Below are 21,270 nucleotides of genomic sequence, written 5' to 3'. Positions count from 1 at the left end.
AAATACTTTCTATGAACACTTATATAAAGTTTATAAATATAGTTCTTGCTAATAATATAGGCTAATGATATACTTCAAGCAAGAATTGTAGGAGGTGTTGATTATGACTGATAATATTGATGTTAAAGAAGATGATCAGGAACAGGTAAAAAGAGTCGTACTTAACTCTCGGAATAGTGAGGCCATCAAGGAGGCAATGCGGGAAGTGTCTCAGGATATAATGAAAAAGAATGAGGAACTTTATCGGAGGCTGGCTTATAAATGAGTTATGCTACTATAGAGTACATTACTGAAATTTTATTGGATGACATAGTGCAATTTCATACTGATTTAGAGGCGAGCAATATTCCAGTAGAAGACGGTATTCGTGATATGGCATTGCTAGAGTCAGCAATAAATGCATCATTTCAGACTTTTGGGGGAAAGGATTTGTTTCCCACTTTATTTGAAAAGGCGGCACGCCTGTTTTTTGGCATTGCCAATAATCATGCGTTTGTAGATGGAAATAAAAGGACAGCCGTTCACGCAATGGAAGTTTTTCTTTTTATGAATGAGAAGACTTTATTGTATGAAACTGAAGAAATGGAAATATTGGTAATAGGAGTTGCTGACGGCAGCTTTTCTTGCGAATATGTTACAGAGTGGATAACAAAGCATGTAGAGAAAAAGGGAATAACTATATAGTTGTTGAATTAAAGGGGTAAAGATTTTGAAAATGGAGGTGCTGATATGGCAAAAAGTATTTGTGAGGTTCTGGGGATAAAGTATCCAATTATTCAGGGGGGGATGGCCTGGATTTCTGATGCCAAGATGGCGGCAGCAGTATCAAATGCTGGGGGAGCTGGTATCATATCCTGTGGTGGTCGTACCACCGATTATGTAAGGGATGAAATCCGCAAGGCCAAGACATTGACGGATAAGCCTTTTGGTGTAAACATCATGTTAATGGCTCCAAATAAGGACGAGATTTTGGAGGTTATCTGTGAGGAGAAGCCAGCGTTTGTTACTTTAGGTGCCGGAAATCCTGTTCCTTTTGTGGAGCCACTTCATAAGGCTGATATAAAGGTAATTCCAGTAGTGCCAAATGTTAAGCTCGCTAAGCGCCTTGAGCAGAACAATGCAGATGCTATTGTGGTAGAGGGAATGGAAGCTGGCGGTCACATTGGTGTGCTTACCACCATGGCTCTGATGACTCAGGTTATTCCGGAGGTAAATATCCCAGTGGTAATGGCTGGCGGTATTGCAGATGGTCGTGGTATTGCAGCTGCTCTGTTGATGGGAGCAGCTGGTGTTCAGATGGGTACCCGCTTCCTGGTGGCGGAGGAATGCCCGGTACACGATAATTTTAAGCAGAAACTCATTGAGGCAGTTGATACGGATACTATAGTAACCGGTCAGACTATCAAGAGTGCGGTAAGAGGTCTTAAAAACAAATTCTCCGAGGAATATCAGGCTTTGGAATTTTCTGGCAAGGCTACTAAGGAGGAGCTTCTTAAGCTGGCTACAGGTACCAATAAGCTGGCTGCTGTTGATGGTGATATGGAAAAGGGCATGATTCAGGCTGGGCAGAGCCTGACCCCACTAAAGAAAATCGAGCCGATGGCTACTATAATCGAGAGCTTAGTGACTGAGGCACGGGCAACCCTGGCTGAGGCCAAGAATATCAAGATTTGAAAGTAGTATGGGAACGAGCAGGGAAGATTAACTGAAGCATTAGGGCGATGGGCGTAGAAAACTATTTATTTGCGTTCTTACACAGCGATAAAATGTCGTTGTTTGAGCGAAGCGAGTTCGGCTTTTATCGCTGCTAATTAAAAGCAAAAAATAGTTTTAGCACAGAGCCCCGAGCTAAAGTTAACTTCCCTGCCAAGGTATATATGTATACTAAAAAAGTTGGACAGTGAAAGTTGACTTCAGTCAATCTATCCTGACCACCGTTTACACAAAAAAAGGACGTCTGGATTTTCCAGACGTCCTTTGAGTTGACTAAGTTATCCCATGTCGGCTATTAGTTTTCGCCAACAACTTCATTCAGACCTGCAATGAGCTGATCAATGTCAATGCCATGGGCAGAAGCACCCTGCTCGATGTTCTCGAAGTGTGCAGCTGCACAACCAATGCAGCCCATACCGCTCTCCATGAATACAGGAACGGTATCAGGATATTTCGTAACAACCTCCATGATGGACATGTCCTTTGTAATAGTCATATATAATAACCTCCTTAATAATTATTATTGATTACACCCCTCGATTATAACATAAATAAGAAAAATTTCCTAATATAATGTGGGAAAAATAAAATGATTGCGGTATAATGTAGTGGTGTTATTAATATGGAGGAGAATTATGATTAATATTGATGAGTATATTCAAAAATACAGATTGTTTATAGTGGCAGGAATTATCCTTTTGGCTGTTGGTTTGATTGCTTTTATGGGCAAGAAGGAAGAGCCTGTGGTGCATCAGGTAGCTAAATCGGAGGATCATAGAGGAGTTACGGTTCTAAATTATCATAAAATTGACAATACATTTCATTCCCTTTCAGTTAGACCGGAAGATTTTGAAAAGCAAATGAAGTGGTTAAGCCAGCATGGTTATCATACTATTACACCTGATCAGCTATACGAGTTTGTGACAAATGGTGCGGAGCTTCCGGATAATCCGGTGATGATAACCTTTGATGACGGTTATATCGACAACTATAAGAATGCATATCCTATAATGAAAAAATATGGCTTTGTGGGAACTATTTTTGTGGTTACTACTTATTTGGAGAAATATCCAAATTATCTGACCTGGGATCAGGCTCGGGAACTGGAGGCCAATGGGTTTTCCATTGAGTCACATACAGCTACTCATAAGTCCATGACTGAGGCCAGTGACGATCAGATTATGGAGGAGCTGACGAAATCCAAAGCAATGCTAAAGGAGAAGCTAGGAAAGGATTCCTGCTTCATCGCATATCCGACTGGGACTTACAACCTCCATATTGCGCAGTTAGTGAAGAATGCAGGCTATAAGGCCGGATTTACCATTAAGTATGATGCGGTCAACCGCAACAGTAATGTTTATGCTCTTGAGAGGGTACCTATATTTCATACAGAAAATACTAACAAGGACTTTTTGGAACGAGTATTATATCTCCCACTCATGAATAAGGATGGATGGGTTAAAAAATAAATAATGTCAACTAACACCTTTGACAGTATGTCAAAGGTGTTTTTAGTTTTCAACTTAACTTTATTCGTATTAGCTACTTGAAAATATGGGACATTTTTCCTGTTTTTCCAAAAAATAAAAATTGTGGGGGCAAAAAATCAGTAAAAAGTGGAAAAAAGTGGGGGATTGTGGTAGACTATGTCTACAAGGTGGTGATGAAGGATGTTAATGGGCGAATACAATCATTCGCTGGATGCGAAAGGTCGCGTGATTTTACCGGCTGATTTTCGTGTTGAATTAGGCGAATCCTTCATTATTACCAAGGGGTTGGATAACTGCTTGTTCATCTATCCGCAATCTGAATGGGAACAGCTTTCAGTAAAGCTTCGTCAACTACCTTTAGCAAAAACTGAAGCCCGTGCCTTTGTAAGATTTTTCTTCGCTGGTGCCCGTCAGGTCGAACTGGATAAGCAAGGCCGTTTTCTGATACCCGCCACCCTTCGTCAGCATGCGTCCTTGAAAAAGGATGCCGTTCTTATCGGCGTTTCCAACCGCATAGAGGTTTGGAGCAAGGATGAATGGCTTAAATACAATGAAGAAATTACTCCATCTGTTTCTGCTATAGCTGAAACCTTGGCAGAGCTGGGAATATGAGGTAGCAAATGAGCGAGAAATTTCATCATGTAAGTGTAATGCCGGAGGAGACCGTTAATGGTTTGGTAACAAACCTGTCCGGAACCTATGTGGATTGTACATTGGGCGGTGCCGGGCACTCCCGGATGATTGCTGATAAGTTAAATGAGGATGGCAGATTAATAGGTATTGACCAGGACACAGCAGCCATTGCAGCTGCCACGGAGAGGTTGACTGGAGTCAAGTGTCGCGTTAATATAGTTAAGGCGAATTTTTCTAATCTTGAAACAATACTTAGGGAGCAGGATGCAGAGGAAATAGATGGTATTCTTTTTGACCTGGGAGTATCATCTCATCAGCTGGATACAGCTGAAAGAGGATTTTCCTATATGCAGGATGCACCCTTGGATATGAGAATGAATCAGCAGGCAGAGTTTTCTGCCTATGATATAATCAACAAGTATGACTTGGACGAGCTTTGCCGTATTTTTAAAGAATATGGTGAAGAAAGATGGTATAAGAGAATAGCCCAGTTCATCGTGGAGGCGAGAAAGACAGCGCCTATAAAGACTACTGGTGAGCTGGTGGACATAATAAAAAAAGCGGTTCCAGCTGCTGTGAGAAATGCCAAGGGGGGACATCCTGCCAAGCGTATTTTTCAGGCAGTTAGAATAGAGGTTAATAACGAGCTGGGGATTCTTGAAGAAGCTTTCCGTACTGCAGTTACGCATTTAAAGCCGGGCGGCAGAATAGCGATAATCACCTTTCATTCCCTTGAGGACAGGATAGCCAAGAATGTACTCAAGGAAATGTCCAGCAGATGTATTTGCCCGCCATCTCTTCCAGTTTGTGTATGCAATCATAAGCCAGAAATTAAGCTGCTTGTAAAAGCTGCGGTGGCTTCAGACAATGAACTGGAACAGAACTCAAGAGCCAAGAGCGCTAAGCTGCGAATAGCGGAGAAATTGGATTGACACCTGGTAAATAAGCACTGAAAGGAGGTTACTTGTGTGCTTGCCCGTCAGTTAGTTGAAGAAGAGTACTTTGAGGAACTTCCCCAGGAACAGCAAAAGATTATACGACGTAAGATTGTAAGGCGTAACGTGCAGAAGGACCCTCGTCGTAGGAAGGCAGTTTGCTTTTTAGTTGTAGGTGCACTTATTTATGGATTAATCTTATGGTTCAGCAGTTGCCTTGCAAGCGAAGTATACGAAGTCGGTCGTATTCAGGCTGAAGCTAGTGCCCTGGAGAAGAGTAATGAAACACTCAGAGTAGAGAACGCAAAGTTGAAGTCTCATTCCCGAATCAAAGAAATAGCTGTGACCCAGTTGGGGATGACTGTACCACAGGAAAATTATTTTGCAGGGAATCAGGCAAAGCATTAAAAGAATAGGTGATATGAAGAAGGGATTTGCGCAAGCAGTCCCTTTTTCTATTGAAAGGATATATGAACGTCTAAATTAACTTTTTTATGGTAGAAAAATACTTGTTTTAGCGGTATAATATCTTAGTTATGTTATGACAAAAATTAGGAGGATTTTCTAATGGCAAAAACATTAGGTTCACTGGCAGCTCTTATTGAAGGTGCAGAGATTATTGGTAACAGTGAGACTGTAATTAAAGATATAGAACATGATTCCAGAAAGGCTACTGAAGGTACCCTTTTCGTATGTATGGTGGGGGCACATGTAGATGGTCACGATTTCATTCCTCAGGCCAAGGAGAAGGGGGCTGTGGCCATTATTACAGATAATGAAAACGCCTTTATGCCTGCTGGAATGGATGTATTGTTGGTGCCAAACCTGAAGGAAGCCCTGAAGGTTATTGTGCCATTTTTTTATGATTATCCCGCTCAGCGTATGCGTGTAATTGGTATAACCGGCACTAACGGCAAGACCTCTATAAGCTATATGATACGGGCTATGCTGCGTAAGATGGGCTTTAGGGTTGGCCTTATTGGTACAATCCAGATAATGATAGAGGATGAGGTGCTGCCGATTCATAATACTACCCCTGATGTGGTTGAGCTTCAGCATACTATGAATATGATGCTGGAGAAAAACATGGATTATGTGGTTATGGAAGTGTCTTCCCATGCCCTTGATCAGGACAGGGTGGCCGGTGTTGAATTTGACACGGTGGTATTTACCAATCTCACTCAGGATCATTTGGATTATCATAAGACCTTGGAAAACTACAAGCTGGCCAAAGCAAAGCTCTTTGATATGGTGAGCAGTTCATCAAATGTGAAGAATGGTAAGACTGCAGTTGTAAATATTGATGACGAAGCAGGAAAATTCATGTTGGATCACGCTGATTGTCGCCATATTACTTATGGTATTGAAAATGATGCATCCTTGAAGGCTGAAAAAATTCAGGTCTTGGCCAGTGGCACCAAGTTCGAGATAAAGCAGCAGTTTGGCTCTTTGCCACTGGATTTAAAGATTACGGGTATTTTCAATGTATATAACGTAATGGCGGCGGCGGGAGCCGCTATGGCTGAGGGAGTGCCACTTCCATTCATTAAGGCAGCGTTGGAGGAGTTTGGCGGTGTGCCGGGCCGTTTTGAGCTGGTACGTGGCGGTCAGGACTTTGCCGTTATTGTGGATTATGCCCATACCCCTGATGGACTGGAAAATATTCTTAACACAGCCCGCAAGATTTGCGACAATCGTATTATTACTGTATTTGGCTGTGGTGGTGACCGTGATCGGACAAAGCGTCCAATTATGGGGCGTATAGCTGCTGAGCTTTCAGATATTATTGTTGCTACCTCCGATAATCCTCGTACTGAGGATCCTGCATTTATTCTCAGTCAGGTGGTGGAAGGTGTTGAGCAGGCTGCGGGCAGTAAGCAGCATGAAGCTATTATTGATCGTCGTGAGGCCATTTTCAGAGCAGTGGAAATCGCCACTACTGGGGATATTGTGGTAATTGCCGGCAAGGGCCATGAGGATTACCAGATTCTTAAGGATAAGACAATTCATTTTGACGACAAAGAGGTGGCTGCTGAGGCCATCAAAGCAAAAATGGGAGAGTAATTAAATTATGCCTGAGTTTTCATTAAAAGATGTGGAGAGTGCCTTAACTGGTGCGGAAGTGCTGGAAATTGGCAAGAATCATTTTTCTGATATTGTTACCGATACCCGCAAAATTATTCCTGGCTGTTTGTTTGTAGCTCTGAAGGGGGAGCGTTTTAATGGTGAGACCTTTGCCGAGGAGGCTCTGAAGCTGGGGGCTAATGGTGTGCTTGTAAGCAATGAATATGAGCTGCCAAAGACTGAGCTGGGTGGAACTATCATTAAGGCTTCCACTGATACCCAGAGAGCCTACCAGGAATTGGCTCATTTTTGGCGCATGAGGTTTGATATTCCGGTGGTATGTATTACTGGCTCCAATGGTAAAACCACCACCAAGGATTTGACGGCCTCTGTACTTTCTGCCAGGTTCCCGGTTTTAAAGACCCAGGCAAATTATAATAATGAAATTGGCCTGCCAATGACTCTTCTCAATATGAATGAGACTCATAGGGCAGCAGTGGTGGAAATCGGTATGCGTGGCCTTGGTCAGATTAAGGCTCTGGCTCCAATAGCGACTCCTACCATTGGTATCGTTACTAACGTTGGAGAAACTCACATGGAGCTTTTGGGTTCCATGGAAAACATCGCCAAGGCCAAGGCCGAGCTGGTGGAGGCTATTCCATCCGGTGGAACTGTTATTTTGAATAATGACAATGTTTATACCGCTGCTATGAAAGATAAGTGCAATAGCGGTGTTAAGGTTATTACTTTTGGTATTGATAATGAGGCTGATATAAAGGCCTTTGATTTGAATGGCGGTCTGAGCAGCACAACCTTCAAGTGTCGCTTGGGTACAAATGGCCAGGTAGGTGACTTTACCCTTCCAATGGTAGGCCGTCATAATGTTTCCAATGCCTTGGCAGCCATTGCGGCAGGCTATGCTTTGGGGCTGGATGCTTCTTCTATTCAACAGGGGCTCGATAGTCTGGAAATGACTGGTATGCGCTTTGAGGCTAAACGAGTTGGTCAGTACAATGTTATAAATGACGCTTATAATGCCAGCCCAATGTCCATGGAGGCGGCCATAAATACTTTGGCTGAAATAACAAAGGGCCGTCGTATTGCTGTGTTGGGCGATATGCTGGAGCTGGGTGATGTTTCTGTTGCTGCTCATCAGAAGGTGGGACGACAGGTGGCAGAAAGTGGTGCTGTGGCTCTGGTAGCTTTTGGCCCAATGGGCAGGGAAATTGCCAAGGGTGCCAGTGATGCTGGTATGGAAAATGTCTTCCATGTGGACAGCCACGAGGCAGCAGCGACAAAGCTGAAGGAGCTGCTTGAACCAGAGGATACGGTACTCTTTAAGGGATCCCGTGGTATGAAAATGGAAGCTATAATAGACCTTATTTGATTTTTGGAGGCTTTAATACAATCATGTTGGAAATAAATATAAATACAGCCTATGCTTTGGCATTGAGCTTCATTGTAGTGATAGCTATAGGACCTTGGCTTATTCCTCAGCTTCATAAGCTGAAATTTGGCCAGGCTATCCGCGAGGAAGGTCCTCAGAGTCATCAGGCCAAGAGCGGAACACCAACTATGGGCGGTATGATGATTATTTTGGGGCTGGTGCTTTCCACACTGGTATTTGCCAACCATACTGTAGAGATTATGCTGGCTGTGTTTGTGGTTTTAGGTCATTTTGCCTTGGGATTTCTGGATGACTACATTAAGGTTGTCAGAAAGCACAACGAAGGACTAAAACCGCGTCAGAAATTGTTGGGACAGATTATCATGGCTGCACTGGTAGCTGTGTTTGGTGGCTTGCCTACGGATCTTTGGGTGCCATTTGCCGGTAGCATTGACCTGGGATATGGATTTTACGCTCTGCTGTTTTTCGTTATGGTGGGGGCCACAAATGCGGTAAATCTTACTGACGGTCTTGATGGCCTGGCCTCCGGAACTGTGGCTGTAGCAGCTTTCTTTTATATGCTGGTATGCTGTGCCATGGGAAAAACAGACTTGGCAATTATGTGTGCGTCCACCATTGGCGCCTGCCTTGGCTTTTTGAAATTCAACTACCATCCAGCTAAGATTTTCATGGGAGACACAGGCTCCTTGGCCTTGGGTGGTGTTATGGCAGCCCTTGGCATTTTGACTCATACTGAAATTTTGCTGGCAGTTATTGGCTTTGTATTTGTTTGCGAGGCCCTGTCTGTTATGATTCAGGTCACTTCATTTAAGACCACAGGAAAAAGAGTCTTTCTCATGAGTCCTATCCATCATCATTTTGAGCTGAAGGGATGGAGTGAGGTTCGTGTTGTATGGACCTTCTGGGCCGTGGGAGTCATTGCTGGTGCTCTGGGGCTGGCTTTGTGTATATTTGGTATGTAAACCAGTTTTTTTGGTAATAATAGGAGATGTAAGTAATGGAGTTCATGGGAAAAAAAGTGTTGGTGATCGGCGCTGGTATCAGTGGAAATGCTGTTGCCAAGATTGCCAAGAACATGGGAGCAGATGTTACTCTTAGTGATTCCAAGGCTGAGGCGGATATCAGCTATAATATGCAGGAGCTTCGTGATGCTGGCATTAAGCTGGTATTTGGCAAGCAGGAGCCAAGCCTTCTTGATGGTGTGGATATGCTTATCCTTTCCCCGGCTGTGCCAGTTCGTATTCCTGTGGTGCAGGAGGCGTATAAGCGTAATATTCCAGTTACCACAGAGGTGGAGGTAGCTTATAATCTGGCTAAATCCCCAATTTTGGCCGTAACTGGTACAAATGGCAAGACGACCACTGTAAGTCTTCTTGGGCAGCTTATGCGTACCAGATATCCTAATGCAGGAGTGGGTGGCAACATTGGTATACCTCTTTGTGAGGAGGCTCTTAAGGCTGGAGAGGGAAGCTGTATTGTGGCAGAGATTTCCAGCTATCAGATGGAGGCATCCAACACCTTCAATCCCCATGTGGCCGTAGTATTGAATGTGACTCCTGACCATGTGGTCCGCCATGGCAGTCTTGAGGTATATCAGGCAATGAAGGAGAAGATGTTCGCCAATCAGGGACCAGATGATTTTCTGGTGCTTAACTATGATGATGCAAAGACCCGTGATATGGCCAATCGTGCCAAGGGCAAGGTTTTCTTCTTCAGCCGTAAGGAAATCCTTAAGGAGGGTGCCTTTGTTAATAATGGGTGGCTTACCATTTCCTGGAACGGTCAGACCTGTAAGCTGTGCCGTACAGATGAATTGAAGATTAAGGGCGGTCACAATATTGAAAATGCTTTGGCGGCTGCTGCAGCAGCATATTTAGGCGGTGTCCGTCTTCCTAAAATAGGTGAGAGCCTTAAGGCATTTGAGCCAGTAGAGCATCGCATTGAGCCAGTAGCTACTGTAAACGGAGTTCCATACTTCAATGATTCCAAAGCTACAAACACTGATTCTGCCATAAAGGCATTGCAGAGCTTTGATGGGCATCTTATTCTCATTGCCGGTGGTGATGATAAGCACACGGATTTAAGTGAGTTTATGGAGCTGGTGAAGGAACGTGTAGATGAATTAATCCTTGTGGGGGATGCAGCTGCCCGTTTCAAGGAATGTGCTATTGCAGCTGGCTATAGTCCTGAGCATATCCATGAGGCAGGGTATTCTATGGAAAAGGCTGTGGAGATCGCCCATAAAATTGCTGGGATTCCTCAGACGGTGCTCCTTTCGCCGGCTTGTGCATCCTTTGATATGTTCACTGGATTTGAAGAACGTGGTCGTGTATTCAAGGGTTTGGTAAAGGAATTACTTAAATGAAAATAATCGTATCAGGCGGTGGTACAGGCGGTCATATTTATCCCGCCGTCACCATCATACGGGCATTGCAGAAAAAAGTAGATGCTCTGGAGGTTCTTTATGTGGGAACCAGTAAAGGCCTGGAGGCTGATATTGTCCCAAAGGAAGGATTTCCATTTAAAACAGTAGATTTACAGGGCTTTAAAAGAAGCTTGAGCCCTGCCAATTTCCTTCGGGCATTTAAGGCCATAAAGGGTGTAATCAAGGCTGCGGGGATTGTTCGTGATTTTAAACCAGATGTGGTTATTGGCACTGGAGGATATGTTTGTGGGCCAGTGCTGATGGCCGCAAGTCTTATGGGAATCCCTACGCTGATTCAGGAACAGAATGTGGTTCCTGGTATTACCAACAAGATTTTATCCAATTTTGTTTCCAGAATTGCTACTGGTGCTATTGAAGCAAACAAGCACTTTCCGCAGGATAAGGTAATATTTACTGGTAATCCTATTCGTGATGAGGTGGTTAATACCCAGCGGGAGCCGGGATACAGTGCCTTTGAATTGGATCCAGCCAAGAAAACTGTGCTGGTATCCGGGGGAAGCCGTGGTGCCCGCAGCATAAACCGCGCCATGGTAGGCGTGTTAAAGCACTTTGCTGGCAGTAAGCGGGTTCAGATTCTCCATGCCACCGGCAAGGCTGAGCATGAGGATATATTAAGGCGTATCGCCGAGGCTGGGGTAGATCTGGATAAGTTCTCCAATCTTAAGGTTTATCCATATCTTTATAATATGCCCCAAGCAATGGCTGTGGCGGATTTGGCTGTTTTCCGTGCTGGTGCCACTGGCCTTGCGGAGCTCACCGCCAAGGGGATTCCAGCAGTGCTGATACCATATCCGTATGCTGCGGAAAACCATCAGGAATTTAATGCCCGTGCCATAGAAAAGGCTGGTGCAGCGAAGGTTATTCTCAATAAGGATATTAGTGCAGAAATATTGATTTCCACCATTGAGGAGCTGCTGGCTGATGACCGTCATTTGCAGGAAATGGCTGAAAGAAGCCATAGTATTGGTCATCCGGAGGCTGCAGCTACTATTGCGGAAATGATTATAGAGTTAGCCCGTAATAAACAGAAATAATTTTTGAAGGGATGTATTACAGTGCTTACAGGCATTAAAAAGGTTCATTTTGTAGGTATTGGCGGTGCTGGAATGAGTGCATTGGCCAAGATTCTCGTTGAAAAGGGATATAATGTTTCTGGCTCCGATGTTAAGGAATCTGTTATGACAGGTATTCTTCGGGATTTGGGGGCCAAGGTATTCATCGGTCAGCGTGCTGAGAATGTTCAGGATACAGAGGCAGTCGTTGTTTCCAGTGCCATCCGTGAGAATAATCCTGAGGTAGTTGAGGCAAAGCGGCTTGGTTTAAAGCGTCTTCATCGTTCAGATGTAAATGCATTTTTAATCAATAATTCCAAGGGTATTGCTGTAGCTGGTGCTCATGGCAAGACCACTACCACCTCCATGCTGGGAGTGTCATTGGACTACGAAGGGGTATCTCCAAGCATCATCATCGGTGGAGAGGTGGATTACCTTGGTAGTAACGCCAAGCTAGGCAAAAGTGATTATCTGGTATCCGAGGCTGATGAAAGTGATGGAACTTTCCTGAAATATTATCCATATATTGGTATTGTTACCAATGTGGAAAATGACCACATGGACCATTATGGAACCATGGAAAACATTATCAAGGCCTTTACCCAGTTCCTGAATCAGATTCGTGAAGATGGCTGGGGTGTTGTGTGCTTTGATAATGAAAATATCAGAAATATCATTAAGAATGTTAACCGCAAGATTGTATCCTATGCTATTGACCATGAGGCGGATTATGTGGCTGCCAACATCAAGGCAGATGCCAGCGGAACTTCCTTTGACGTTATTCATAAGGGAGAAAATTTGGGTACAGTTAAGCTGAATGTTCCTGGCCGTCATAATGTACTTAATGCCATGGCCTGTGTGGTTACTGGTATAACCCTGGGCCAGTCTGTGGCCCAAATGGCTGAAGGGCTTACCATGTTTAATGGTGCCAAAAGGCGCTTCCAGACCAAGGGAAAAGCTCAGGGGGTATGGGTGGTTGATGATTATGCCCATCATCCTACAGAGATTGCAACTACACTGAAGGCTGCCCGCCAGACCCAGCCTAAGCGCCTGGTGTGTGCTTTTCAGCCACATCGCTACAGCCGTACCCAGCTTTTGCAGAAGGAATATGGCAGCTGCTTTAAGGATGCCGATCTCTTGGTGCTTACTGACGTATATTCCGCCGGAGAGGACCCAATTCCAGGGGTTGATGGTGAGCTCCTCGTAAAGGAAGTGGCTGAGCAGACTGGCCAGAAGACTGTTTACATCAAGGATAAGAAGGAAATAGCGGCGTATCTTAAGTCTATTGCCCAGGAGGGTGACCTCATTATGACCATGGGTGCCGGGGATATTGTGAAGTGCGGCGAAGAGCTGGTAGAGCTTTTAAAATAATTATATTAAGATAGAATGAGTGGGAGCTTTTAATTAAAATGAGTAAAAAAATTGTTGTAGTAATGGGTGGACCATCCAGCGAGGGGGAGGTATCCCGTCGTAGTGGTACTGCTATTTTAAATGCCTTAAAATCCAAGAATTATAATGCAGTAGGTTTGGAATTGGTTCCAGAGACCTTTGTGGATGAGATTCGGGAAATGAAGGCGGATTTTGTTTTTAATGCTCTTCATGGCAAATTCGGTGAGGATGGCATTATTCAGGGTACTTTGGAAATGCTGGGTATACCATATACCAGCTCCGGGGTTTGTGCGGCTGCTGTTACTATGGACAAGGTGGCCACCAAGCGTTTTTTTCAGGCTGGTGATGTACCTACCCCGCGGTCTCACACATATTTTTGTTTTGAGCATAAGCAGCGTGATCTGGCCGAGGAGATTCAGAAAGAATTTTCAATTCCAGTAGTAGTCAAAGCTGCTGCCCAGGGATCCAGTATCGGTGTGGTTATTGTTAAGGACACTAAGGATTTGAAGGCTGCACTTAACGAGGCATTTAAATATGATAATGCAGTTCTGGTGGAGGAATATATCAAGGGCCGTGAACTGACTGTGGCTGTTTATGGCAATGAGGAAAAGCAGGAGGTCCTGCCAATTATTGAGATTACCACCTCTGAGGGATGGTACGACTATGTAAACAAATACAAGGTAGGGGCTTCACAGCATATCATTCCTGCTCCAATCAGTGACGAGCTTACAAAGGAGATTCAGAACATCGCTAAGCGCGCATTTGCCGTATGTGGCTGCTGCGGTGTAGCCCGTGTAGATTTCATGCTCAGCGAGGACAATAAGCCTTATGCCATTGAGGTGAATACTGTTCCGGGAATGACAGAGACATCTTTGGTTCCTGATGCGGGCAGAGCTGCCGGCATTGAATTCCCTGAGCTTTGCCAGAAAATACTGTATATGGCTGGTTTTGAGGACTGATTATGATGAATGGTGAAGATATCGACAATAAGGAAATAATCGATAACACAATGGAATATAAGCCACTGGGGACTATGGATGCAATTAACTCTGAATCCATTGATGATACGGTGATTAGGGGAAATGTGGGCAAATCCGTCAGTGGGGCAGCTCACGAAAAACCTAAGCGTAAGATTATTACCCGTAGTGGCATACTACGGGTCCTGGGGGTGCTGGCAGCCTTTATGGCCTTTATTGCCATTGCCCTTTCCCCTGTATTTGTACTGAAGCATGTTAATGTCCATGGCAATACCTATCTTTCCGATGAGGAAATAATTCGTATTTCCGGCGTAAATTTGGGAGAGAATCTCTTCCAGCTGGCCACGGATGAAATTATGCAGGCTATGGGTAAGGACATCCGTATTGATCAGGCCATTGTAAGGAGAAATTTCCCTAATTCTTTGGATATTCAAGTGGTGGAGCGTATACCACTGGCTATCATAAAATGTGATTATGGTTATTTGGAGGTGGGACGTGGTGGAATCGTATTGGATGCACACAGAAATCTGTCCCAAATTCCTGTGCCCATTGTCAGCGGAGTGGAGGTATCGGATCTTTTTGTAGGAGATACTGCAGAAAACCAGCAGCTTTCTCAGGTACTTGATTTTCTGGATAAGCTTAATCGGGATACAGCAACAAGTATTGCCGAAATTAATATTTCGGACCCTAATAATGTAATGGTTTACATGAATCATTCTGTTCAGCTTAAGATGGGAGCTTTGGATAGTCTTCAGAATAAGCTGGAGATTACTGAGAGTGTCAATCGTGAGGTTAAGCAGGCAAAGCATCCGATAGATTATGTTGATGCCAGATTTGATGGTTCATATTCCATTAAGCTAAAGGAATAGTCGGTATAGGAGGAGAAAAATGCAGTTAGAAAAAGGGCGATTGTCTATTGCCTGCGTTTGCATGGTTCTAGGTTTTATGCTGGTTATCCAGTTTAAAAGTACAGAGGATATACGTGCTTCCCAGCCAAGTCAGCGCGTGGAGGAATTGGCTGCCCGTCTCCATCAGGCTGAGGCTGAGAATAAGGAGCTGGAAGCTGAAATTCGCGATTTGAGGGGAATGTCCGGGGATGCTAAATCGGAAAAAATAACAGATGATATAATGATGATTTCCGGAATGACACCTTTGGAGGGGCCTGGGGTCATTATTACCATTGATGATAGTGCCAAAAAGGCCAAAATGGAAAATGATCCAAATCTCTATCTGGTGCATGATGAGGATATTCTTAAAGTTGTAAATGAACTGAGGGCTGCTGGTGCAGAGGCGCTTTCCATCAACGGTCAGCGCTTGACCGCAAATTCAGAAATACGCTGTGCTGGGCCGACTATTTCCGTAAACAATGTTCGTTCCGCTCCTCCCTTTGAGATTCGTGCAATAGGAGACAAGGATAATCTTGTAAATTCTATCAATATGCGTGGCGGTGTGGCGGATTCCCTGAAGGTTTGGGGTATAAATCTGACCATACAGCCATTGGATAATGTGTGGATTCCGGCCTATAAAGCAACGACCAAGTATAAGCTGGCAACCACATCGAGCAAAGAGGAGGAGACAAAATGATTTATGCAGTAGTTGGTCTCCTCGTTGGAGGTACTTTGGGCTTTTTGGTACCTTTTGGAATTCCTGCGGGATACTCCAGTCTCTTTTCAGTTGCGCTTATGGCTTGTATGGACTCAGTTTTTGGCGGTATTAAGGCAGCTTGCAGTGGCACATTTGATGATAAGATTTTTATTTCCGGTTTTTTTACAAATTCTTTGATGGCAGCTTTCTTGGTTTATGTGGGTGACAGACTGGGAATAGATTTATATTATGTTGCTCTGTTAGCCTTCGGCCTAAGAATTTTTAATAACCTTGGCTTTATTCGTCAGCATTTGCTTAAAAAGCACTAATTTCAGATTCGCTAGCTATAGATTTTGAAATTAATTAATGTTATAATATTTGATGTATGAGTGTATTGATATTATTTTCGGATTAAAGTATATATGTGGGGGTTTTTTGAGTGCCAATAGATTTTGATAGTTATGGAGATTTTGATGACAAGGCCGTGATTAAAGTTGTTGGTGTCGGCGGTGGCGGCAGCAACGCGGTGAATTGTATGGTTAATGCCGGCGTGAAGGGCGTTGAGTTTATCGCTGTAAACACTGATTCTCAGGCATTGGACCAGTCTTTGGCTTCCACTCGTATTCAGATTGGCGGTAAGGCAACCCGTGGATTGGGTGCTGGTGCCCGTCCAGAGGTTGGTGCCAAGGCAGCTGAGGAAAATCGCGAGGAAATTATGGCAGCCCTTCAGGGTGCTGATATGGTATTTATCGCAGCAGGTATGGGCGGTGGTACCGGTACTGGTGCAGCTCCGGTTGTGGCAGAGTGTGCCAAGCAGGTTGGTGCTCTTACTGTTGGTGTCGTAACCCGTCCATTCTCTTATGAGGGCCGTATGCGCACGAAGCGTGCTGAAGCTGGTATTGCGGCTTTGCGTCAGCGTGTTGATACTATCATTACAATTCCAAACGAGAAGGTTTTGAATATTATTGATCGTAACACTTCATTTATTGATGCATTTAGAGAAGTGGATGACATCCTTCGTCAGGGTGTACAGAGTATTTCCGATCTTATCAACGAATCCGGTTATGTAAATCTGGATTTCGCCGATGTTGAGGCTGTTATGAGCAATGCTGGTCCTGCACTGATGGGTATAGGTGAAGCCTCTGGTGATAATGCACCTATGAACGCTCTTCGTGAGGCTGTTAATTCCCCACTCCTGGAGGTATCCGTAAGTGGTGCAAGGGGTGTAATCATCAACTTTGTTGGTGAGTCTTCTCACCTCAATATGATGGAGCTTAACGAGGCCAGCCAGAGTATCACTGCTGAGGCTCATCCAGATGCGAATATTATTTGGGGTGTTTCTGTGGATGATACCATGGGTGACTCCATTCGTGTTACTGTCGTGGCTACTGACTTCGAGTCTGAACAGGGGCGTCAGAATACGACAATGCCTAATGCAAATCAGCAGGCACCACAGCAGACTCCACCAAGTGGCATGAGAGTTCCGGTGTTTGGCAATCAGGGTGCCAATGCAGCTAATATTGGCGTTCCAAAGCAGGATTTCTACAAGGCCAATGGAATTGATATTCCAGTATGGATGCGCTCAAACAAATAATTTAGTTCAAACTGCGAGTCCTGCAGGGAGTTTCATTTCCTTGCAGGATTTTTACTATGAAATCTTAGTGAATCAAATCCGAAGGATGCAGATGAGCTTTAGATTTCGTGTAAGGGCGTAGTGCAAAATATCATTTTGCACGGAGTTTACTATGAAATCTTAGTGAATCAAATTAATTTTTCTGTTTCTGAATCGATGGTGTATAGTATATGAAAAGATATTCAATGTTGCTGATTACCTCGTTTCTAATGATTGTTGCCTCCATATTCTGTGCCTTGTATTTTACCAATGGCAGCAGCCACGATGACAGTCGTCTTCGGGGGAACATTGTTGTTTATACTACCCTGCCGGCGGAGAACGTTGCCCCTGTGGCCGAGGCTTATGAAAAAAGCCATAAGATTAGGGTTACCTTTGTTCCTATGACGGAAAGTGACCTTAAAGACAGAATAAAGGAAACTGGTAAGGCTGATCTTATACTGACTGATAGCCGTGTGTTGCGCAGAAATGCTGCCGATGGCTGGCTTCAGCCTTATATTTCTGAGTATGGTGACTCGGTCAGCGATCGCTTTAAGGATGATAGGGGATTTTGGACAGGTCTTTGGTATGACCCGGTGGTTTTCTGTGTAAATACGGATTATATGCAACGTCTGCCTCATATTCCTGCATCTTGGAAGGAATTAGATCAATTGCAGAATTATCGGCTGGGTATAACGGATTTTATGGCGGCTGACAATGCAGCAAACATTTACATGTTTATGGTAGCCCAGAATGGTGAGGATAGTGCTCTTAATTACATGAAGCAGCTCCATCCCCATGTGGTGCAATACGCTAAGTATTTATCAACTCCTGCCCGAATGACCGGTATGGGAGAGGCAGATATTTCCGTGGTGGTTCAAAGTGAAGCCCTGCGATATATTGGTGATGGATATCCTTTAAAGATTATTTATCCTGATGAGGGTACGGCCTACACTCTTACGGGAATTGGGCTTCTTATAAATTGTCCAAATGGTGACAATGCCAAAGAGTTCATTAATTGGATGCTGACGGATGAGCCTCAGTTGGCCATGATGAATAATGGTTTTTATTTTATGCCGGCCAATGGTTCACTTATGGCAGCCAAGCAATTTGCGGGTAAAAATGTCGTTTTATATGACCAGTTGGCAGATTATCCTGAAAAGGAACGCCGACAGCTGTTAGACCGCTGGCTTAAAGAAGTAAGATTTGGCAGATAATTTTAGATACTTAGATAATATTTAGGAGGTAAAGCTTGAAAGCAGGATTTGTAAGTCTTGGCTGTTCCAAGAATCTGGTAGATACAGAGGTGATGCTGGGACTCATTAAGGAACGGGAGATTGAACTTGTAAATGACCCATCTGATGCTGATATACTAATTGTGAATACATGTGCTTTTATTCAGTCAGCAAAAGAGGAATCAATAAATACAATTTTAAATATGGCAGAATACAAGCAGCCAGAGAAGGGCCACTGCAAGAGTCTGATTATTGCAGGCTGTCTTGGCCAGAGATATGGTCAGGAGCTGTTGGATGAGCTGCCTGAGGCAGACGGTATTATTGGTACTGAAGCTTGGGGCCGCGTTACTGAGGTAATAGATGAGACATTAAAGGGCAATCGCTTGGTGATTAAGGGTGACGAAACTATCTATGATGCATCGGTGCCACGTATTCCAACCACACCAAAGCATACTGCCTATGTCAAAATCGCCGAGGGCTGCAATAATCGTTGTGCCTTCTGTGCCATTCCACTGATTCGTGGCAAATACCGCAGCCGTAAGCTGGAGGATATTGTGGCAGAGGTAAGGAATTTGGTTGATAAGGGCGTTCGGGAAATTGTTCTTATTGCACAGGATACCACAAATTATGGCCATGATATTTATGGTGAGCCACGCCTGGCACAGCTTTTGCGGGAATTGTGCAAAGTAGAAGGTATTAAGTGGATCAGAACCCTTTATAATTATCCACGATTCCTTAATGATGAGCTTATTGAGGTCATGGCCACTGAGGAAAAAATTGTAAAATATGTGGATATTCCATTGCAGCATGCCAGCAATGAAGTGCTTAGAAGAATGCGTCGCCCTGACACAAAGGAGCAGATTACAGCTCTCTTGAAAAAGCTTCGTGAAAGGGTGCCAGGGGTAGTTATTCGCTCCACATTTATTGTGGGATTTCCTGGGGAAACTGAGGAGCAGTTCCAGGAGCTTAAGGACTTTATTCAGGAGCAGCGCTTTGATCATGCTGGCTTCTTCACCTACTCGAAGGAAGAGGATACTCCGGCAGCAAATATGGATGGACAGGTGGATGACGATGTTATGCAGGATCGTTATCATGAGATAAAGGCCATTCAGAGCCTTATTTCCCAAGAGATAAATGAATCTCTGGTGGATCAGGTGCTGGAGGTAATTGTTGAAGGTCATACTGAAGATGGTACCTCCTATGGTCGTTCCTATCGCCAGGCAGATGATGTGGATGACCTGGTGTATATTGAAGATGATACCACCAGCAAAGTGGGGGACATAGTTAAGGTTCGTATTCTCCAGGGCTTTACTGAGGATCTGGTGGGCGAACTGGCAGAGTGAGGCGATAATCATGTTATTGGAAGAGGAAGCGGGCAAGCTGTTGCTGGATTCCAGTCAGACTATAGCCTGTGCTGAATCATGTACTGGTGGATTATTAACCAGTCGCCTGACAGACGTGGCTGGAAGTTCAGCCTATGTCTTGGGCTCCATTGTTTCCTATACAAACGAGGTTAAAATGTCTCATCTGGGCGTGAAGGAAGAAACCTTGAAACAGTTTGGGGCAGTAAGTGAGCAGACAGCCAAAGAAATGTCTGGTGGTGTCAGGGGGAGAATCGGTGCTGATATCGGTGTGGGAATTACCGGAATTGCAGGTCCTGGTGGAGGCAGCGTGGAGAAACCGGTGGGGCTGGTGTATATTTCCATTGCCGGACCCAAGGGTGTAATCGTAACCAAAAACCTCTTTAAGGGCAGTCGCAGCGAGATAAAAAAACAAACTACTGACAAAGCCTTGACAATGCTGATAAAATATATTAGATGATTTTAATGGTTATTTAATATGGTTTTCACTATTTTTTCAAAAAAGTCCATTAGAATAGCCATAGTGAAATTCAAATATTATTGAATTGTGGGGGAATAATAATGAAAATAAAAAATGCGTTAATTAAGGGATTTATGGCTGCTGTTATGGGTGCCTTCCTCATGGTACCAGCTATGTCTTCCGTTTCTGCGGAGAATGCTGCTGCACCGGCAGGTCAGACAGCTGCAACAGAGGCCAATGGTGACAACGTGGTTCAGGTAAGTCTTCCATACAAGTATACCAGCACCCGTTTCGGTTACACTATTATGTGTCCAACCACGCCTAATGTGGTCCCAGCCAGCTTCTTTGATGAGGAGGCCAAGGGAGATGTACTGATTTTTGAAGGTGACATCAATGATATTAAAAAGGCATGGGTAGTTCTTATCAATGCCTACGAGGACGCTGATATTCCTGCAAATGCCGGTACTGCCAGTGATGCAGAGCGTAAGGCTATTCTGGATAAATTTTCCGATAAATACATTCTCGTAAATACCCGTGTGGTAGAGGTGGCTGAAAATACCTTTGGTATCTATGGTTATACTCCTAAAGAGCTGAAGGTGGATGCCAAGGGCGACGGTAACCTTGAAACCATAAAGGCTGAGAGCCAGATGGTAAAGACCTATATGCCTGGTGAGTTTGGCGGTCATTTCATGATTTCTTTGATTGATAACCCTGAGATTACCATGCCAGGTGTGGCAACCTACAATGCGGCCCTCACCACCTTCAAGCAGTGGCCAACCTCTGAGTATCAGCAGTTCCTTGAGCTGTCCAAGCTGCCAAAGAAAAAGAAAAACTAATTTTAGTCTAAATGACAGAGCCTGTACTGATGAAGTGCAGGTTCTTTTTTTATGTGTGAAGTATATTTTTGACATTAT

General features: G+C 44.2%; 23 protein-coding genes. 22 read left to right on the top strand and 1 reads right to left on the bottom strand.

Translation table 11 applies throughout. The features are described from left to right. Window positions 1-103 precede the first annotated feature (103 nt). Genes B6K08_RS13680 through B6K08_RS03040 form a run of 3 tightly spaced genes read left to right on the top strand, consistent with a single transcriptional unit; the run spans window position 104 to window position 1,674 of the window. Window positions 104-265, top strand: coding sequence for a hypothetical protein (locus B6K08_RS13680; protein ID WP_159446673.1), 162 nt, complete (start codon window positions 104-106; stop codon window positions 263-265). Further along, window positions 262-684, top strand: a complete 423-nt coding sequence (locus tag B6K08_RS03045) for a type II toxin-antitoxin system death-on-curing family toxin (protein WP_080325328.1) — start codon at window positions 262-264, stop codon at window positions 682-684. The genes B6K08_RS13680 and B6K08_RS03045 overlap by 4 nt, the downstream gene beginning before the upstream one ends. Window positions 685-729: 45 nt before the next feature. Continuing rightward, window positions 730-1,674, top strand: coding sequence for a nitronate monooxygenase (locus tag B6K08_RS03040; protein ID WP_080325327.1), 945 nt, complete (start codon window positions 730-732; stop codon window positions 1,672-1,674). A gap of 334 nt (window positions 1,675-2,008) precedes the next feature. On the opposite strand, the gene B6K08_RS03035 is transcribed toward B6K08_RS03040, so the two are convergent. After that, window positions 2,009-2,209 (bottom strand): DUF1858 domain-containing protein, encoded by a 201-nt coding sequence (locus tag B6K08_RS03035; protein ID WP_027396279.1) that lies wholly within the window; start codon window positions 2,207-2,209, stop codon window positions 2,009-2,011. Window positions 2,210-2,348: 139 nt separating this feature from the next. Here B6K08_RS03035 and B6K08_RS03030 point away from each other — a divergent pair, with 139 nt between their 5' ends. The 19 genes from B6K08_RS03030 (at window position 2,349) to B6K08_RS02940 (ending at window position 21,192) form a co-directional block, all read left to right on the top strand. Continuing rightward, window positions 2,349-3,182, top strand: a complete 834-nt coding sequence (locus B6K08_RS03030; RefSeq protein WP_080325326.1) for a polysaccharide deacetylase family protein — start codon at window positions 2,349-2,351, stop codon at window positions 3,180-3,182. A 201-nt stretch (window positions 3,183-3,383) separates the two neighbouring features. After that, on the top strand, window positions 3,384-3,815 hold the full coding sequence (gene mraZ / locus B6K08_RS03025) for a division/cell wall cluster transcriptional repressor MraZ (protein ID WP_027396281.1): 432 nt from the start codon (window positions 3,384-3,386) through the stop codon (window positions 3,813-3,815). An 8-nt stretch (window positions 3,816-3,823) separates the two neighbouring features. Further along, complete coding sequence (gene rsmH / locus B6K08_RS03020; RefSeq protein ID WP_080325325.1) at window positions 3,824-4,768, top strand: 16S rRNA (cytosine(1402)-N(4))-methyltransferase RsmH; 945 nt, start codon at window positions 3,824-3,826, stop codon at window positions 4,766-4,768. A gap of 36 nt (window positions 4,769-4,804) precedes the next feature. After that, window positions 4,805-5,179 (top strand): cell division protein FtsL, encoded by a 375-nt coding sequence (gene ftsL, locus B6K08_RS03015; RefSeq protein ID WP_052212376.1) that lies wholly within the window; start codon window positions 4,805-4,807, stop codon window positions 5,177-5,179. 159 nt (window positions 5,180-5,338) lie between these two features. After that, window positions 5,339-6,835 carry a UDP-N-acetylmuramoyl-L-alanyl-D-glutamate--2,6-diaminopimelate ligase gene (locus B6K08_RS03010; protein WP_039210181.1) on the top strand — a complete coding sequence of 499 codons (1,497 nt, stop codon included), beginning with the start codon at window positions 5,339-5,341 and terminating at the stop codon, window positions 6,833-6,835. Window positions 6,836-6,842: 7 nt separating this feature from the next. After that, window positions 6,843-8,222, top strand: a complete 1,380-nt coding sequence (locus B6K08_RS03005) for a UDP-N-acetylmuramoyl-tripeptide--D-alanyl-D-alanine ligase (RefSeq protein ID WP_039210179.1) — start codon at window positions 6,843-6,845, stop codon at window positions 8,220-8,222. 23 nt (window positions 8,223-8,245) lie between these two features. Further along, on the top strand, window positions 8,246-9,205 hold the full coding sequence (mraY, locus tag B6K08_RS03000) for a phospho-N-acetylmuramoyl-pentapeptide-transferase (protein ID WP_039210176.1): 960 nt from the start codon (window positions 8,246-8,248) through the stop codon (window positions 9,203-9,205). A gap of 35 nt (window positions 9,206-9,240) precedes the next feature. Further along, complete coding sequence (gene murD / locus B6K08_RS02995) at window positions 9,241-10,608, top strand: UDP-N-acetylmuramoyl-L-alanine--D-glutamate ligase (RefSeq protein WP_039210172.1); 1,368 nt, start codon at window positions 9,241-9,243, stop codon at window positions 10,606-10,608. Continuing rightward, window positions 10,605-11,723, top strand: a complete 1,119-nt coding sequence (gene murG, locus B6K08_RS02990) for an undecaprenyldiphospho-muramoylpentapeptide beta-N-acetylglucosaminyltransferase (RefSeq protein ID WP_039210169.1) — start codon at window positions 10,605-10,607, stop codon at window positions 11,721-11,723. Before murD ends, murG begins: the two co-directional genes overlap by 4 nt. A gap of 21 nt (window positions 11,724-11,744) precedes the next feature. Continuing rightward, window positions 11,745-13,112 carry a UDP-N-acetylmuramate--L-alanine ligase gene (murC, locus tag B6K08_RS02985; protein ID WP_039210165.1) on the top strand — a complete coding sequence of 456 codons (1,368 nt, stop codon included), beginning with the start codon at window positions 11,745-11,747 and terminating at the stop codon, window positions 13,110-13,112. Between the two features lie 38 nt (window positions 13,113-13,150). Then, window positions 13,151-14,089 (top strand): D-alanine--D-alanine ligase family protein, encoded by a 939-nt coding sequence (locus B6K08_RS02980; RefSeq protein WP_039210163.1) that lies wholly within the window; start codon window positions 13,151-13,153, stop codon window positions 14,087-14,089. A 2-nt stretch (window positions 14,090-14,091) separates the two neighbouring features. Beyond that, window positions 14,092-14,976, top strand: coding sequence for a cell division protein FtsQ/DivIB (locus tag B6K08_RS02975; RefSeq protein ID WP_039210160.1), 885 nt, complete (start codon window positions 14,092-14,094; stop codon window positions 14,974-14,976). Between the two features lie 19 nt (window positions 14,977-14,995). Continuing rightward, entirely contained in the window at window positions 14,996-15,691 is a 696-nt protein-coding gene (locus tag B6K08_RS02970; protein WP_027396291.1) for a DUF881 domain-containing protein, read from the top strand. Next, the gene (locus B6K08_RS02965) at window positions 15,688-16,020 is read left to right on the top strand and encodes a small basic family protein (protein ID WP_039210157.1); all 333 of its coding nucleotides are present in this window, start codon (window positions 15,688-15,690) and stop codon (window positions 16,018-16,020) included. The genes B6K08_RS02970 and B6K08_RS02965 overlap by 4 nt, the downstream gene beginning before the upstream one ends. A 110-nt stretch (window positions 16,021-16,130) precedes the next feature. Further along, window positions 16,131-17,285, top strand: coding sequence for a cell division protein FtsZ (gene ftsZ / locus B6K08_RS02960; RefSeq protein ID WP_027396293.1), 1,155 nt, complete (start codon window positions 16,131-16,133; stop codon window positions 17,283-17,285). Window positions 17,286-17,494: 209 nt separating this feature from the next. Continuing rightward, window positions 17,495-18,517 carry an ABC transporter substrate-binding protein gene (locus B6K08_RS02955; RefSeq protein ID WP_039210153.1) on the top strand — a complete coding sequence of 341 codons (1,023 nt, stop codon included), beginning with the start codon at window positions 17,495-17,497 and terminating at the stop codon, window positions 18,515-18,517. A gap of 35 nt (window positions 18,518-18,552) precedes the next feature. Further along, window positions 18,553-19,878, top strand: coding sequence for a 30S ribosomal protein S12 methylthiotransferase RimO (rimO, locus tag B6K08_RS02950; protein ID WP_039210149.1), 1,326 nt, complete (start codon window positions 18,553-18,555; stop codon window positions 19,876-19,878). A gap of 10 nt (window positions 19,879-19,888) precedes the next feature. Continuing rightward, complete coding sequence (locus B6K08_RS02945) at window positions 19,889-20,356, top strand: CinA family protein (RefSeq protein WP_039210145.1); 468 nt, start codon at window positions 19,889-19,891, stop codon at window positions 20,354-20,356. Between the two features lie 101 nt (window positions 20,357-20,457). Next, complete coding sequence (locus B6K08_RS02940) at window positions 20,458-21,192, top strand: hypothetical protein (protein ID WP_039210142.1); 735 nt, start codon at window positions 20,458-20,460, stop codon at window positions 21,190-21,192. The last annotated feature ends 78 nt before the right edge of the window (window positions 21,193-21,270 follow it).

This window comes from Anaerovibrio lipolyticus DSM 3074 (assembly GCF_900141865.1).
Lineage (GTDB): Bacteria > Bacillota > Negativicutes > Selenomonadales > Selenomonadaceae > Anaerovibrio > Anaerovibrio lipolyticus.
Note: the sequence above shows the minus strand (reverse complement) of the source record. Positions and strands in the feature narration are given on the sequence as shown.